Here is a 16,480-nt window from a genome sequence, read left to right as displayed (position 1 = left end):
GGACAGGTTACTTTAATATAGAAATCCTCTTTGAAATACAGGAAAATAATGAATGAAGGAAATGAATCATAGGTTTAGGTTTTCAGATACTAACCCTGCTGTAGTCTTGGCCGTAAAAACTCAACAAAATGCTGATAGTAATGGTCCAGGCTTTATCTGGTTTGGTGGTTTTAGATCAGATATGATGGGAAAAAAAGCGGAATCAATGGTTGCACATGCTGCTCAACTGAGCTGCACTACGGTAAGATTTGACTATTCAGGACATGGACAATCTAGTGGCAATATTGTTGATGGAACCATTTCATCATGGATAGCTCAAGCGCTTTCTGTTTTTAGGAAGTTTACAAGGGGACCACAGGTTGTTCTTGGATCATCGATGGGAGCGTGGATTGCCCTTCGCGTAGCACAAGAATTAGAAAGAATCCGTGAATCAGAGAGATTATCTGGGATGTTGCTTATTGCCCCTGCCTCAGATTTTACTCAATATTTGATGAAACCACGATTGATTAATGATTCTAACGATTCGCATGTCATGCGGCAGCTTTTTTTTGATGATGGGGACAAAAATTTAGTGATGGACGATGAGTTAGTCGTTAATGCTCCGATACATATCCTTCAGGGGATGAAAGATTCAGAAGTCCCTTATTCTCACACAATGAGGCTCTTCTCTTGCCTGTCGCAAGACAATGTAACCCTTACTCTCATCAAAGATGGAGATCATCGTCTGTCGACTGATGAAAACATTAAATTATTGAAAAGAACTATGACAGAATTTCTAAGATGAGAGCATGAGAGAAGAGTAACGTTAAGACCAATGTCAATGTCTTCACGGTGCTCGTCATATTTTATGCTCCTTTGTTTTTAAGATATCTGAAAGTCGAAATTGAGCTGATCCTGGTTTTAGGGGTTTTTGCTGGCTCTCATGAGGGCCCCATCCTGACAGGGATATGATAGAGAAAGAGGCCCGTATTCGACCGTCTAAGTCAGAAAAACGATCTCTGTATACTAACATCAGTTTTTCCATAATCTCTTGTGTTAAACAGGGATTGGATATGTTTTTTAAATGAAAGGTGGCAGCAAATCGTCGAAGATCGCGAATGAGATCCATCACTTGATTATACCTCACAGTCACCCAATACTGATCGGCGACTGGTAAAGCAAAGCCGGCTCTTTGCAACAAAGCACCAGCATCGCGAATATCGGTAAATCGATCCATACGATTGACAGCCCTCCCGTAGATCTCACTCTCAGCGATTAGAAGTGATTCTCTTAACTCTGATAGAGTGCCAGGGCCGGGTAATGTAGCGAGTAGTAATCCATCAGGACGTAATATTCTTTGTAACTGAATAAGAGCTCCTGGTAGATCGGAGGCCCAGTGCAGTGTAAGAGGGGAGATGATGAGATCGGCTGAATTCTCGGGGAGAATGATTCGATCAGGGGATGAGGTTTTAATGCTTTTTTCTGTCCTTACTGCTAAGTTTTCAATTGAAAATATGTCTTCAATACGGATAACAGTTGATATTTGATGACATTCTTTCATGGCCTCAAAGAGAAAAGAGCTTCTACCAAACAATGCAATTGCACCCTCAAAAGGGCGTTGCACAAGAGATAAACGCTCGATCATGTCTTTAACTGTTTCTCGAATGAGAAAATCGTGTCCGTTATCAAAAATATTTTTAGCCCGCGCTAAACGCGCTAGATGTCGAGAACGATCAAACATAGTTAAGTAACGATTAATTCCAGTTCAGTTCATGCTCTTTTGAAGAAGAAATTTCAATCCTTCTTCCGTATCCTCATCATAGAAAAAGAAGGATGGATTATAGCCTAATTTTTAGAAAATTGCATGAAGGAAATCCTTTTCTATCCTTGTTATTAGCAAGAAATTAGCAGTTCACCCTTGACTTATAGATGATGACTTACTATCTCATCCATTAGTTGTTAGCACTCAATGAATGTGAGTGCTATAATTAATTATAGAATAATATAAAAAGTTAAGGAATGTCCATTTTAAGGGCGAGCCTAATACAGGATCTAAAAGATTATGGAAAAACTTAAATTCCGTCCGTTGCATGACCGAGTTGTCGTGCGTCGAGTAGAAGCTGACAGCAAAACTGCTGGAGGCATTATCATTCCAGATAATGCTCAGGAAAAACCTGCCGAAGGGGAAGTTGTTTCGGTTGGTTCTGGTGTCCGTGATGAAAGTGGTAAACTTGTTGCTCTCGATGTTGAACAAGGTGATCGTGTTTTGTTTGGCAAATGGTCTGGCACCGAAGTTAAGATTGGTGGCGAAGATCTGCTAATCATGAAAGAATCCGACATTATGGGTGTTATTGGCTAAGCTTAATAGTTCTCAAAATATTAAACTTGCGTGAAGACGCAAATACAAAGGAGTTTAAAATAATGGCTGCTAAAGAAGTCAAATTTGGTTCAGATGCTCGCGCTCGCATGCTACGTGGTGTTGATATTCTGGCTGACGCTGTAAAAGTTACGCTAGGTCCTAAAGGTCGTAACGTTGTTCTCGACAAATCATTTGGTGCCCCTCGTATCACAAAAGATGGTGTATCTGTTGCTAAGGAAATAGAACTTGAAGACAAGTTTGAGAATATGGGTGCACAGATGGTTCGCGAAGTTGCATCGAAAACGAATGATGAGGCAGGCGATGGTACGACAACAGCAACAGTTTTAGCACAATCTATTGTTCGTGAAGGGGTCAAAGCAGTTGCTGCTGGAATGAATCCAATGGATCTAAAACGTGGAATCAATGCTGCTGTCGATGAGGTCGTCGAATCTCTTAAAAAAATGTCCAAAAAAATTAAAGATTCTGATGAGGTTGCTCAAGTTGGTACCATATCAGCTAACGGCGAGGAAGAAATCGGCACTCGTATTGCTGAAGCGATGCAGCGTGTTGGAAATGAGGGTGTTATAACGGTTGAAGAGGCAAAATCCCTTGAGTCAAGTCTTGATGTTGTTGAGGGTATGCAATTTGATCGTGGTTATCTCTCACCTTACTTTGTTACCAATTCTGAAAAAATGATGTGTGAATTGGACGATCCTTATATTCTTCTACATGAGAAAAAACTGTCATCATTGCAGGCTATGCTGCCTATTCTAGAAGCTGTTGTTCAATCTGGCAAACCACTGTTGATCGTCGCAGAAGATATCGAAGGCGAAGCGTTGGCGACTCTTGTTGTTAACAAACTACGCGGTGGTCTTAAAGTATCTGCTGTCAAGGCCCCTGGATTTGGAGATCGTCGGAAAGCAATGCTCGAGGATATCGCTGTTCTAACTGGTGGTCAGGTTATTTCCGAAGATTTAGGAATCAAGCTAGAAAGTGTGACTCTCGATATGCTGGGTACTGCTAAGCGTATTTCTATTTCTAAAGAAGAAACAACAATTGTTGATGGTGCTGGTGAGAAGGGAGACGTAGAAGGTCGTGTTGCTCAAATTAAACAACAGATTGAAGAAACTTCTTCAGATTACGATCGTGAAAAACTTCAAGAACGTCTTGCAAAACTTGCTGGTGGTGTTGCTGTAATTTCCATCGGTGGTGCTACTGAAGTTGAAGTAAAAGAGAAAAAAGACCGTGTTGACGATGCGTTAAATGCAACACGTGCTGCAGTTGAAGAAGGTATAGTTCCTGGTGGTGGTGTTGCTCTTTTGCGTGCCTCTTCTGAGATAAAATGTGAAGGTGAAAATCCTGATCAAGCTGCTGGCGTCAAGATTATTCGTCGTGCTCTGCAGTCTCCATTGCGTCAGATAGCAGAAAACGCTGGTGATGAGGGGTCAGTTGTTGTTGGTCAGATTATGAGTAATAACAGTTCTGCTTATGGCTATAATGCTCAAACCGGAAAATATGGCGACATGGTTTCAATGGGAATCATTGATCCTATGAAGGTTGTTCGTCATGCTTTGCAAGATGCAGCTTCAATAGCTAGCCTCTTGATTACAACAGAGGCAATGGTTGCTGAAAAACCGTCAAAAGAGACATCATCTCATAATCCATCTATGCCTGATATGGGTGGTATGGGTGGCGGTATGGGTGGGGGAATGATGTAGACTTCTCTCACTCTATAATGTCTACGTTAAGTTAAGGGACCAGGCTTCCTGATAAGGGAAGCCTGGTCCCTTTTTCTTTTCTGGTCAAGGATAAAATTATTCTAAGCTTTTTCTCGTATCACTATCCTAACCATCAAAATTTTAGTCCATTAACTTGTCTGATTCTGGTTCTTTTCAACCTCAACCTGTTCTGCCAAAATCTCTTGTACCACAGATACAAGCTGATCACGAGCAACAAGTCGATAAGCACGATGATTTTTACGCCACTCTGCATGATCTTTCATTTCTTTTGCCAAACACTTGCCTTCAATTAGATTCTTGACCTGAACTTGTCCTGCTTCACGTTCATGTGAACCTTGAATAATGGCAATAGGCGAGCCCCGTCGATCAGCATATTGCAGTTGTTTGCCAAATCGTTTTGGATTTCCCTGATACATTTCTACTCTTATACCTGCATTTCGTAAATCCTGAACCATGCTTTGGTATTCTGCCACAGCTTCTATATGTCGATCCATAACACAAACAATGACAGGGGCTTTGATACATTCATTCGAAAATTTACCTATCTTTTTAAGAGCTACTTTCAATCGTGATACACCAATTGAAAATCCTGTAGCGGGGATATCTAGACCCGTGAAACGCTTAATCAGCCTATCATAACGGCCTCCACCAGCAACCGCACCGAATCTAATCATTTCACTATTTTCATTCGTAATAGGAAAGGTTAACTCACATTCATAGATAGAGCCTGTATAATATTCTAATCCACGAACAACTGAGGGATCTATTTTGATTTGACTTAAACTATAACCGGCACGATCAACCAGAGATGCAATGATATCCAGTTCAGAATATCCTTGCATGTAAGAAGCATTTTCCTTAAGAGAAGGACTGATCTCACCATGCATATAGCCGATGATCATATCGATCTGTTCGATAGATAGTCCAGCACCTTTGATGAAATCTCCACTCTCATCTGTGAGCCCTGTTCCTAGCAGATGTTTGACTCCCAATTCACCAACCTTATCTAGTTTATCGATAGACCTTAGGACGGTAAGCCTCTTGTAGGCATTGTCATTGCCATTAAGACCAATGATGTCCATAATTCCATCTAGTACTTTACGATTATTGACTCGTATAATATAGTCTCCACGGGCAATACCTAAAGCTTCCATTGTATCAGCCATCATCATACACATTTCTGCATCTGCAGAAGAGCTTGGGGCACCCACTGTGTCCACATCAAATTGCATAAATTGACGGAAACGATCTGGGCCTGGCTTTTCATCCCGAAAAACCCATCCTGACCGATAAGTACGATACGGTACCTGTAGCGTATTGATATTTTGCGCAAAGTGACGGGCAAGAGGGGTGGTTAAATCATAGCGTAAACTGATCCATTTTTCATCGCTGTCCTGAAGAGAAAAAAAACCATCGTTAGATGGATCTATATCCGGTAAGAATTTGCCAAGTACATCAGTATATTCAAAAATGGGAGTTTCAATTGGGTCAAACCCATATTGCTCATAAACGTCACGAATTTTGATCATCATCGCCTCAGTTATACGAATGTCATGCGATGAACGATCAACAACCCCACGCGGTTGGCATGCTTTCAAACGCGAGAGTTGTTTTGATTTTAATGTTTCAGTCATTGTTTTTTAAAGTCTAGTCAATTTCTATATTGATTCAGGATTTAATCGCCCTATTCTTGATTAGGGTTTTTATAGACCTCAAGGTGTTTATAGGTGATCTTCTATACTATAGATTCTACAGCTTCTGTAACTGTAATTGTACAACTTCCACGAGGGTATAGATATGGGTAATTAAAGTCTTCAGAGACGTTAGCATTGTTATCACTTAGATTGGTACTAATCTTCAATATTTGTAAATTCAGATTTTGATCTTGTTCGTGAATTGACCGGATCGAGCTGGTCATCAGAATGAGGGGCCTATCCATTGTCTACATTGAAAAATTCATGATCTTATCCAATCTGGAAAAAGGTCTAGCTCCTCTTAGAATTTTACGAGCTGTTATCGAATCCTGATCCATTCGTTTTATAAGATCTCTGATATTTTTAAATTTTTTTTCTCTGCGGATATGATCAAATAAAGAAATTGATAGTTCTTCGCCATAGAGATCACCCGAAAAATCAAAAATAAAAATTTCTAGCAAGACTTCTCCATGACCTATAGTCGGTCTTCGACCATAACTTGCAACACCATCATAAAGCTGACCATTTTCGCGTCTTAGACGAACAGCATAAATACCATAAGCGAGGTGACAAGTCGATGGTAATGACAAATTTGCGGTAGGATATCCTAGTGTTCTTCCGATCCTCTGACCTGCCTGCACGAAACCATTAATTATCCATCGATATCCCAAAAGCTGGTTAGCTGACTTAATATCAGAAGCTTCCAGCAGCTTCCTTATTCGTCTAGAGGAAACCAATTCACCTTGTTCATCATCCTTTTCTTCAACGGTTGTCGTACTGAACCCTAAGCCTCTACCTTTTGATGATAAATATTCAGGGGAGCCCTGCCTATTTTTTCCGAAATGAAAATTGAATCCCGTTACAACATGCTTCGCACCTGCTTGTTTCAAAATATAGTGCTTAATGAATGTATCCGCTGACGTGTCAGCCAGTTCCCATGTAAAAGGCAGAATAAGAAGTCCATCTAATCCAAATGCCTTGATAACTTTGGCTTTGATAATTTCAGGTGTTAATCTAAACACAGGTGAATGAGGCTTAAATAACGTTTGAGGATGAGGCTCAAACGAAAGTACATAGCAATCTAGACCTTTTGAACGCGCAATACCAGAAGCCATTTGCAAAACACTTTGGTGTCCACAGTGAACGCCATCAAAATTACCGATTGCTACCACACTCTCTCTAGGTCTAGGAACGATCGAACAATGATCTCCAAGTCTGCAATGAAGAAAATGAGAAATAGTCATAGCAAAGCCATTATACTTACCAACGAAGATAAGGCATCCAGGTGACGGAATCTAAATTATAACTAGAAAGAAAAGCTCTCAACATTTTAGAATCTGGACATTTTCCTCCATACTCAGAAGCATGAATGCCTGAAGAAATGAACAGTGAATTCAATTCTGCAGACTGCGCACCAAATATATCTGTCAGGATTCCATCACCAACTGCTAGAATACGAGTTTTATCAGATAGTTGAGAGTGTATAATACCCAGCTTACTCATAGCTAGCTTATAAATGCATTGGTTCGGTTTGCCTGCAAACATCACAAGGCCACCCATTTTTTTATACATCTGAGCAAGAGAACCAGCACACCAAACAAGACGATCACCACGTTCAACCGCTATGTCAGGATTTGCACAAATCATAGGTAGTCCTCGATCCAATAAATCCAACAGCATTTCTTCATATTGATCAGGCGTTTCATGATCTTCATTAAAAAGGCCTGTACAGACAATTTTTTGTGCTTTATCGACTGTCTCTCGATCTACATCGAGTGTATCAAACAGACTGATATCCCGTTCAGGACCTAAATGAAAGACAGAACCCTTGCATATCAAATTACGTGTAACCTCTCCAGAGGTCACGATATCATCGTAAACTTGGTCCTCAATATCAAGAATTCTCAGTTGCTCAATCACATGGGGAACTGTCTTTGGAGAATTGGTCATCAAGACAACCTTGCCCCCTTCATTTCTAAACCTTAACAGAGCAGATACAGCATCTTTGTACTTGATGCATCCATTATGTAAGACACCAAAGATGTCACAGAATATTGCATCATACGATGTGCTAATAACTGAAAGCCCGTTAATCTTTGTATCCATAAAAATGCGTGATCTCTACATGCATGATGAAAGGTTGTTAAAACTAAGATTAGCTTAATATCTAATAGATTGATCGATTCTTTTGATTCTTTTAGTTCATTTTATTGCTCCTCTATGGTCTTCTTTCATCCGTTTTCAGGATCAAGATAAGATAGCATAAAATTAAGAACTCTGAACGGCTATTAAGGAAGATAAATCATAACCCTTTTCTTTACAAAAGATAGAGCCAAGAATTGATTTAATTGATAATCCTCATTCCCTTCTAGATGAAAGATTGACTCTCTTTGACTTTTTGATATCATGAGTTTTCTCTTTCATGTCCTTCTTTGCCTCTCTTAAATGTTACAGCTGCTTAATGAAGAAGGCCCTTCATTCAAATTCCCTTCTAGAGTAATAGGATCAAGAAAACGATGTTCGCAGTTATTGAAACAGGTGGAAAGCAGTACTCTGTTTCCGAAAAAGATGAAATCAAGGTCGAAAAGCTCCCCGGAAAATGCGGTGATGTAGTAAAGATTAAAGAAGTTTTAATGGTAACTGGCTTTATCGGTATGCCTTTTGTTGAAGGTGCCATAGTCGTAACTAAAATAGTCAAACAAGGCCGTGATCGTAAGGTCATTGCTTTTAAAAAACGCCGCCGAAAAAATTCGAGGCGTACAATCGGTCATCGTCAACATTATACGCTACTAAAAATTAGCGAAATTCTAATTGATGACAAAAATTTTTCCGAAAGGGAATAGATTCTACGTTATCTTGTTGTGATTATTTTTCAAATAAGCTAATTTTACTTTTATTATTTTTTATTATCTTCTCATTGTAGGAGAAGGAGAGAGAGTCAGTGGCACACAAGAAAGCGGGTGGTTCATCGAGGAATGGTCGTGATTCCCAAGGGCGTCGCTTGGGAGTCAAAAAGTTCGGTGGTCAGTCTGTCCTTCCTGGTAATATTCTTGTTCGTCAACGTGGTACGAAATTCCATCCGGGAAGTAATGTTGGCATAGGAAGAGATCACACTTTATTTGCAATGATAGAAGGCAACATCTTCTTTACAAAGAAATCGAAGAATCGTAGATATGTTTCAGTCATACCAAGAACAGAAAGCTACGGAATAGACTGAGATCAATTAGAATTTCCGGTTCTATACTTTTAGTGATTTTATAACCTCAAGAACTCTCCCCTTACGTACTTCATAACTGTATAACCGTACAGAGAGAGATTCTCTTTGGCTTGTTAAAGAGAGACCTCTTAATAATCATGAAATTTCTCGATCAGGCAAAGATCTATATTCGTTCAGGAAAAGGCGGGGCAGGATGTATCTCATTCCATCGTGAGAAGTATCTCGAATATGGAGGCCCTGATGGTGGTGATGGTGGCAGAGGTGGTGATGTTTGGGCTGAAGCTGTAAGCAACATAAATACTCTTATTGATTATCGATCTCAACAACATTATCGAGCTCAGGCTGGTGGTCACGGTAAGGGTCGCAAACGGCATGGTGCTAAAGGTCATGACATAATACTCAAAATACCTATCGGAACTCAGATTCTTGAATCAGATAACAAAACTCTAATCTACGATCTGAGTGAGGAAGGAAAAAGAGTTCTCATCGCCAGAGGTGGTAATGGGGGCTTTGGGAATGCTCATTTTAAGACGTCTAACAATCAGGCACCGTGCCACGCTAATCTCGGTCTAGAAGGTCATGAACGCATGATATGGTTACGCTTAAAACTCATCGCTGATGTAGGTCTTGTTGGGTTGGCTAACGTAGGCAAATCGACGTTTTTGGCAACCGTTAGTTCTGCTAAACCCAAGATTACAGATTATCCTTTTACAACCCTGTATCCTCATCTTGGTGTTACAAAGATTGAAGGACGCCGTCTCGTTATCGTAGATGTTCCAGGCCTTGTTGAAGGGTCACATCAGGGCATGGGGATCGGGAATCGATTTCTAGGCCATTTGGAACGGACAAAGGTCCTTTTGCATCTTGTTTCAGCGTCAGAAGAAGATGTGATTACGGCGTATCAAACAGTCCGGAGTGAAATCGATGCTTATATGCATGGATTATCGAAAAAATCAGAAATTCTGGCCTTATCACAAATAGACTTAATTGATGAAAAACAGCAGAAACAAAAACAGGCCGAGCTTGAGAAGATTTCAAGGACCCCTGTGCTCTTATTCTCATCCATCACTCATCAGAATGTGAAACATATTCTTCAGATGATAGCAGATCAAGTTGAAGAATTAGAAATCACTGATTCCCGCTGGCAACATACTAATCTGGACAAAACGTGATCTCAAAAAGAATTTCTGTCCATGACTGTCAGCGGATCGTAATTAAGGTTGGCTCCTCTCTTCTGGTTGAAAATTCAGGGATCAATCAGGCTTGGCTTGCAACACTAGCGAGTGATATTCGGACTCTGATATCAGGAGGGACTCAAATCTTATTAGTTTCTTCAGGTGCGATTGCACTCGGACATAGGTTGTTGAATTTACCGAATAGACCTTTACAGCTAGATGAAAATCAAGCTGCCGCTGCCGTTGGTCAAATAGAACTGGGAAAAGCCTGGTCAGAAGCTTTATGTAGCTATAGCCTTGTTCCTGCACAGATTCTGCTGACCGTGAATGATACTGAAGGATGGTCAGGAAGACGATCATATCTGAATACACGAAACACTATTGAGCGACTATTATCACTTCGCTCCGTTCCCGTGATCAATGAAAACGACACAGTTGCTACATCTAAAATACGTTATGGTGATAATGATCGACTAGCAGCTCGAATCGCGACCATGATCAGTGCTGATCTTTTAATTCTTTTGTCTGATATTGACGGTCTCTACACAGAACCACCGACTAATAATCCCGATGCCAGACTCATTGAAATCATCAATGATATTACACCTGAAATTGTAAGAATGGCTGGAAGCGCTAAATCAGATTTGTCACGGGGTGGTATGGTTACAAAAATTGAAGCAGCAAAAATTGCAACACGGGCAGGAATAAGCATGATCATATCCTCAGGAAAAAGAAGATTTCCTATCCGTTCCATTGATGAGGGTCAACCTGCTACCTGGTTCTTGACTAACCAATCTACAAGTAGAACTAGTGCACGAAAAATATGGATCTCTGGTCAACTGGAAACTAAGGGAGGCTTAACAGTTGACCAAGGTGCAGTGAGAGCTCTTGAAAATGGTAAAAGCCTTCTTCCCACTGGAGTTATAGATATTGAAGGCTCATTTTCTCGCGGTGATATTATTGCAATATATGCCTCGAATGGAGTACGAATTGCCCAAGGTCTAGCTGGCTATGATTCTCGATCTGCTAAACTGATCATGGGCTATAAGAGCGAAGAACTCTCCCAGATACTGGGATTGGGATACGAGGGCCGAAACGAGATAGTTCACAGGGATAATCTGGTGCTAACATTATCAACATGATCAACATGAGGATCATCATATTCTATGCTAAATAAAACAGAAGCGACAAGAACTGAAATTTCGGCTTTGTTGAAAAGAATTGGAATAAAAGCACGTCAAGCATCCCGCACTTTGGCATCAACAACAGCTGATCAAAAACACGCTGCTTTGGTTGGTGCAGCAAAAGTAATTCAGAATTCAGTGTTCAAAATCCTTAATGCAAACGATCTTGATATAAAGAAAGGACGTTCAAAGGGGCTTTCGAATCCTATGCTTGACCGTCTCAATCTAACAGAAAGTCGAATTTTGGATATGGCTGATGCAGTCGCGACTATTGCGGATCTACCTGATCCTGTTGGTCGCATCATGTCTCAATGGGAGCGACCTAACGGACTTAATATTTCCAAAATTAGTACTCCTCTCGGCGTGATAGGTGTCATTTATGAAAGTCGTCCAAACGTAACAGCAGAGGCGGGTGCCCTCTGTTTAAAAGCGGGAAATTCGGCTATCTTGCGCAGTGGTTCCGATAGTTTGAATTCATCACAAATGATTCATGATTGCATGATCACAGGTCTAGCAGAGGCTGGCTTGCCTCAAGATATCCTTCAGTTTGTCCCGACAGCTAGCCGTTTAGCTGTAGGAGAACTACTAACAGGTTTGGAAGGAACCGTTGACTTAATTATCCCACGTGGTGGTTTGAGTCTTGTTCAAAGGGTAGAATTAGATGCTCGTGTTCCTGTTTTTTCTCATCTTGAAGGTCGATGTCACGTTTATGTCGATGCCAGCGCTGATCTCCAAATGGCTATAAGGATCGTTGTTAATTCAAAACTGCGTCGTCCTGGAATTTGTAATGCGGCTGAAACGCTTCTAATCGATGGCAATGATGTTGATCGTCTCGCTCGACCTCTTATCAATGCTCTTATTGAAAAGGGATGCGAAATACGCGGCGATAAAAGTATTGCCTCCCTCTCGGAGGTGATCATGGTTGCAGATGAGAAAGACTGGGCAACTGAATATTTAGATAGAATTATTTCAGCTCGTTTGGTTGATGGTGTTGATGGTGCTATCGCTCATATTGAGCGATGGTCTTCTAATCACACCGATGCGATTATTGCTGAAAATACAGATATTGTGAGTCAGTTTCTCAGACAAGTGGATTCCGCGATAGTTTTGCATAATGCCTCAACCCAGTTTGCCGATGGGGGAGAATTTGGGATGGGAGCTGAAATAGGTATAGCTACTGGAAAGATGCATGCTCGTGGCCCTGTAGGGGCAGAACAACTCACTAGCTTCAAATACGTCGTCCGTGGCAGTGGACAAATACGGAGCTGAAACAGTGTATTCGCTACCAACCCGATTCCATCAGTATATGCGAATGCCAATGGTATCACCTAGTCAGCGTGTCGGCTTGTTTGGTGGGTCATTTAACCCTCCTCATGAAGGTCATCTTCATGTAGCGAGACAAGGATTAAGAAGGTTAAAGTTAGATCAAGTTTGGTGGATTGTTACTCCTGGAAACCCTCTCAAGGACAGGATTAAGTTAGCACCTTTATGGGAGAGATTAGATGCTTGTCTTGCTCTTGTCCACGATCCTGCCATGAAAATTACAGCTTTTGAAACCATGCTCTCAATTCATTATACAGCAGAGACCCTAAGAACAACAAAAAAGCGATATCCCAACGTTCATTTTGTCTGGATTATGGGAGCAGATAATCTGACTCTGTTTCATCGTTGGGAGCGTTGGCGTGATATTATCTATATGATACCTATTGCTATAGTTGATCGTCCTGGCTCAAGTTTATCATTACATAGTACCCAAGCTATATCTGTACTATCAAAAGACAGACTTAAGGAATCTGAATCAACGATTCTAGCACAAAAAAAGCCTCCAGCATGGACATTGCTCTATGGACCCCGAAAAATACTATCATCAACATCTCTTCGTAAAGACGAGAGTTGATCTTATCACATGAAGTATCGTGTCATCACTTAAATAGAAAAGGTTAAAAAACTGAATACGACCTCCCAGATTTCTCAATTAAGTTCGTTCCAGAGTATTTCTGACAAGAAAAACTTAAGATCTGATACTCTGATCACAACGATTCAAGCGAGTCTTGATAATTCAAAGGCAGAAGCCATCAACTGTATTAATACAAAGGGGACTTCCTCTTTAGCAGACTATATTGTTATCACCAGCGGCCGGTCTCATCAACATGTCAAGGCAATAACAAATCGACTGATCCGAGATCTCAAAGAGAATGAGTTTCGAAATCTAAAAGTGGAGGGATTACCAGCATGTGACTGGGTTCTTGTTGATTCTGGTAATGCTATAGTGCATATTTTCCGCCCTGAAGTTCGTCGTTTTTATAATCTTGAAAAGGGCATTCTCGTTCCTACTTCAGAATCAATCAACACTTGTCTAGAAAATTTGATTTGAGAGGCTTATCTTCACTCATTGAACAATCTGTATAATTTAAAGACTAGAAACAAAAAACTGACATTCTATGCCTCCTCAACTTCCTATACAGATAGGATTAATAAAGTTTAGATCATCAATACCAAGTGAATTTCTTAAGAAAGAAAATATAAAAATATTTTTCAGGAAAGGAATCAGATCTCTATTACGCGTAAGCATGGTGTTCGTTGTGGTTCCATTAGTCTATCAGAATCTATTAAAAACTCGTATCAAAAAAACAGTTGAAGAGAAGATCTCTAAACAACATGAGTTAGAAATACTGAACCAACCTATGACAAATGTTATTCAAAATCAAAGTCAATTGAAGGCCGAAAGATTTGATCTCTTGCAAGATCTATTAGATATCAAACGGTCTCTTGTAGAGAATACTCAACGATCAAAAAACCTCGAACAGGCCATTACTAAAATAGAAAGTCGTCTTAAAGACTATCAGAAAAAGGGTATTACGGTATTAGAATCACTCACTCATCAGCGATTAGTGCTAACGGAGATCCTGATATCACTTCAACATATGGGAGGAAATCCTCTTTCTGCTATTTGGGGTCATCCGAAAGATGCTTTACAAGTGGTACGAAGTACTATTCTTTTAGGAACCATTCTGAATCACATTCAGAATGAAATTGATAAACTATTGTTAGATTTTAGAATCATAGCGGTGGTTCGCAAACATATTAAGAACGAAAAGAACAAGCTAATAGCTACTTTTCAACATCTTTCAGAGAATGAGGTTAAATTGACTCTTCTCATCGAGAAGAACCAAAAAAAAATTCTTCAGTTCAAAAAGAAAAAAGACGAGCAAAATATCAGAGCATCCGAATTGTTAGCTACAGTCATTTTTCTTGAAAAAGAACTCCAGAATCCGGACCCTGAAAATCGAGAATCAAAAAGGACTGCCATTGAACGTACCCAGGCCTTTAGTCAATTAAAAGGGATGCTACCATTCCCAGTCATTGGCATTCAACTTCATGGGTTTGGATCACAAGATCAATTAGAAGAAAGGGCTAAAAACATCGCATTATCGACTAACATTCATGCCAAAGTTCGATCCCCTGCAGATAGCTTAGTCGCTTATGTAGGCCCATTTCGTTCCTATGGAACCCTCCTTATTTTAAAAGTAGGTCAAGGATATTATATCCTTTTGTCAGGAATGAAAGAAATTCATGTCTCTAAGGGACAATTTATCTTAAAAGGTCAAACAGTCGGGTATATGGGGGAACGGCCATTCCTCCCCCTCTCCTCGCGGAAAATTGGTTCGAGGAGACCAGTATTGTATATTGAATTCAGAAAAGATGGCAAGCCTATTGATCCTGCTCCATGGTGGATGTCCCCCAAAATTAGAGGCTAACAAATGATTCATAGATTACCAAGGTTATGTATGGGGGCCATGATAGGAGCTTTAATAGTTGCTAGTGCTCAAAAAGATGACAAGCCTTCTATACAAGCTGGTACTATAGGAGTTAATAACTTAGATGTTTTAAGTGATATTTTTGAGCGGATTCGCTCTCAATATGTCCGAGAACCAGAAGAGAAAAAGCTTATTAAAGGTGCTATCGATGGTATGCTACAAGCTTTAGATCCTCATTCTTCTTATCTGGATGCACAGGAACGTAACACAATGCGTGCACAAAATAGCGGGAAGTTTGGTGGTTTAGGTATAAAAGTGATGATGGAGAATGACTTGATCAAAGTCATTGCACCTATTTCTAATACACCAGCATCGGAAGCTGGTCTTCTTGCAGGAGATATCATCAGCCGGATTAATGGTGAACACGTTCGTGATTTATCACTACAGCAAGCCGTTGAAAAGATGCGTGGACCAGTTAATACTCCCATTGAGCTCACCATTTTTCGTGTAGGGATAGATAAACCCATCATCGTCAAAATTATCCGAGATATAATTACAATACGTTCAGTAAAATATCGCATTGAAGGAAATGATGTCGGGTATCTGGATATCAATAGGTTTACCGAACAAACTTATCCCGGTCTAAAAGAAGCTATTGAAACCATTCGTGTCAAAATACCAGATAAAATCTTAAAAGGTTATGTCATTGACTTAAGACTGAATCCCGGTGGTCTTTTGCAACAGGCTATAAGCGTATCAGATGCATTTCTTAATCACGGAGAAATTGTCTCAACCCGTGGTCGCGACAAGACTCATTTTGCTCAAGAGAGTGCCCAGTTAGGAGATCTGACCCACGGTAAGCCTATCATTGTCTTGATTAATGGTGGTTCTGCTAGCGCTTCTGAAATCGTCGCGGGAGCATTGCAAGATCACCACCGCGCCACGGTATTAGGTACGCGCTCATTTGGAAAAGGGTCTGTACAGACGATCATTCCTCTCAAATCCAATGGTGCCTTACGGTTGACAACAGCATTATATTACACGCCTAGTGGATGCTCTATTCAGGGGAAAGGTATTGATCCTGATATCATTGTTCAACAACCCTTACCTAAGGAATTGCAGGGTGTTATGGTAGAAAAAGGTGAGTCGAGTCTTCCTAATTCGATCGAAGGAGAATTTCAGGATGAAAGCGGATCAGGATCAATCGCTTATGTTCCGAAGGATCCAAACGACGACCTTCAGTTAAGATATGCACTCGATTTATTACGGAACATAAAAAAAGATTCTACTTTCCCTCCCAGTCCTAGTGGAACGAATCTTGAAAATAAAAAATCCTGTCAACAGATATAATGTGAAGATTTATAGCTTGCAAGCC

The 16,480-nt window shown here is 40.4% G+C and carries 16 protein-coding genes; 12 read left to right on the top strand and 4 right to left on the bottom strand.

Annotated elements, in window-relative coordinates; translation table 11 throughout:
- Positions 1-52 precede the first annotated feature (52 nt).
- Positions 53-784, top strand: a complete 732-nt coding sequence (locus tag AAGD37_RS00410) for an alpha/beta hydrolase (RefSeq protein ID WP_341760329.1) — start codon at positions 53-55, stop codon at positions 782-784.
- A gap of 54 nt (positions 785-838) precedes the next feature.
- Here AAGD37_RS00410 and AAGD37_RS00405 read toward each other — a convergent pair whose 3' ends face one another.
- Positions 839-1,720, bottom strand: coding sequence for a methyltransferase domain-containing protein (locus AAGD37_RS00405; protein WP_341760328.1), 882 nt, complete (start codon positions 1,718-1,720; stop codon positions 839-841).
- A gap of 321 nt (positions 1,721-2,041) precedes the next feature.
- On the opposite strand from AAGD37_RS00405, the gene AAGD37_RS00400 reads away from it, so the two are divergent.
- Both AAGD37_RS00400 and groL read left to right on the top strand, forming a co-directional pair.
- Positions 2,042-2,338, top strand: coding sequence for a co-chaperone GroES (locus AAGD37_RS00400; RefSeq protein WP_341760327.1), 297 nt, complete (start codon positions 2,042-2,044; stop codon positions 2,336-2,338).
- Positions 2,339-2,400: 62 nt separating this feature from the next.
- Entirely contained in the window at positions 2,401-4,056 is a 1,656-nt protein-coding gene (gene groL, locus AAGD37_RS00395; RefSeq protein WP_341760326.1) for a chaperonin GroEL, read from the top strand.
- Between the two features lie 149 nt (positions 4,057-4,205).
- Here groL and hisS read toward each other — a convergent pair whose 3' ends face one another.
- From hisS to AAGD37_RS00380, 3 genes are all read right to left on the bottom strand, one after another.
- Positions 4,206-5,711 (bottom strand): histidine--tRNA ligase, encoded by a 1,506-nt coding sequence (gene hisS, locus AAGD37_RS00390; RefSeq protein ID WP_341760325.1) that lies wholly within the window; start codon positions 5,709-5,711, stop codon positions 4,206-4,208.
- A 308-nt stretch (positions 5,712-6,019) separates the two neighbouring features.
- Positions 6,020-7,015, bottom strand: coding sequence for a bifunctional riboflavin kinase/FAD synthetase (locus AAGD37_RS00385; protein ID WP_341760324.1), 996 nt, complete (start codon positions 7,013-7,015; stop codon positions 6,020-6,022).
- 16 nt (positions 7,016-7,031) lie between these two features.
- Complete coding sequence (locus AAGD37_RS00380) at positions 7,032-7,877, bottom strand: TIGR01459 family HAD-type hydrolase (protein ID WP_341760323.1); 846 nt, start codon at positions 7,875-7,877, stop codon at positions 7,032-7,034.
- Between the two features lie 410 nt (positions 7,878-8,287).
- Between AAGD37_RS00380 and rplU the strand changes: the two genes are divergently transcribed.
- From rplU to AAGD37_RS00335, 9 genes are all read left to right on the top strand, one after another.
- Complete coding sequence (rplU, locus tag AAGD37_RS00375; protein ID WP_341760322.1) at positions 8,288-8,614, top strand: 50S ribosomal protein L21; 327 nt, start codon at positions 8,288-8,290, stop codon at positions 8,612-8,614.
- A 98-nt stretch (positions 8,615-8,712) separates the two neighbouring features.
- Positions 8,713-8,988, top strand: a complete 276-nt coding sequence (gene rpmA / locus AAGD37_RS00370) for a 50S ribosomal protein L27 (RefSeq protein ID WP_341760321.1) — start codon at positions 8,713-8,715, stop codon at positions 8,986-8,988.
- Between the two features lie 137 nt (positions 8,989-9,125).
- Entirely contained in the window at positions 9,126-10,160 is a 1,035-nt protein-coding gene (obgE, locus tag AAGD37_RS00365) for a GTPase ObgE (RefSeq protein WP_341760320.1), read from the top strand.
- The gene (gene proB / locus AAGD37_RS00360) at positions 10,160-11,305 is read left to right on the top strand and encodes a glutamate 5-kinase (RefSeq protein ID WP_341760702.1); all 1,146 of its coding nucleotides are present in this window, start codon (positions 10,160-10,162) and stop codon (positions 11,303-11,305) included. Before obgE ends, proB begins: the two co-directional genes overlap by 1 nt.
- A gap of 24 nt (positions 11,306-11,329) precedes the next feature.
- The gene (locus AAGD37_RS00355; RefSeq protein ID WP_341760319.1) at positions 11,330-12,616 is read left to right on the top strand and encodes a glutamate-5-semialdehyde dehydrogenase; all 1,287 of its coding nucleotides are present in this window, start codon (positions 11,330-11,332) and stop codon (positions 12,614-12,616) included.
- Between the two features lie 37 nt (positions 12,617-12,653).
- Positions 12,654-13,244: a nicotinate-nucleotide adenylyltransferase gene (locus AAGD37_RS00350; protein ID WP_341760701.1), complete on the top strand. Its 591-nt coding sequence runs from the start codon at positions 12,654-12,656 to the stop codon at positions 13,242-13,244.
- A 33-nt stretch (positions 13,245-13,277) separates the two neighbouring features.
- Positions 13,278-13,721 carry a ribosome silencing factor gene (rsfS, locus tag AAGD37_RS00345; RefSeq protein WP_341760700.1) on the top strand — a complete coding sequence of 148 codons (444 nt, stop codon included), beginning with the start codon at positions 13,278-13,280 and terminating at the stop codon, positions 13,719-13,721.
- Positions 13,722-13,929: 208 nt separating this feature from the next.
- The gene (locus tag AAGD37_RS00340) at positions 13,930-15,105 is read left to right on the top strand and encodes a murein hydrolase activator EnvC family protein (protein ID WP_341760318.1); all 1,176 of its coding nucleotides are present in this window, start codon (positions 13,930-13,932) and stop codon (positions 15,103-15,105) included.
- A gap of 3 nt (positions 15,106-15,108) precedes the next feature.
- Positions 15,109-16,455: a S41 family peptidase gene (locus AAGD37_RS00335; protein WP_341760317.1), complete on the top strand. Its 1,347-nt coding sequence runs from the start codon at positions 15,109-15,111 to the stop codon at positions 16,453-16,455.
- Positions 16,456-16,480 lie beyond the last annotated feature (25 nt).

Source organism: Candidatus Endowatersipora endosymbiont of Watersipora subatra (genome assembly GCF_964026585.1).
Classification (GTDB): domain Bacteria; phylum Pseudomonadota; class Alphaproteobacteria; order Rhizobiales; family Rhizobiaceae; genus Pseudahrensia.
The sequence above is the reverse complement of the archived record's forward strand: the minus strand, read 5'-3'. Positions and strand labels throughout refer to the sequence as shown.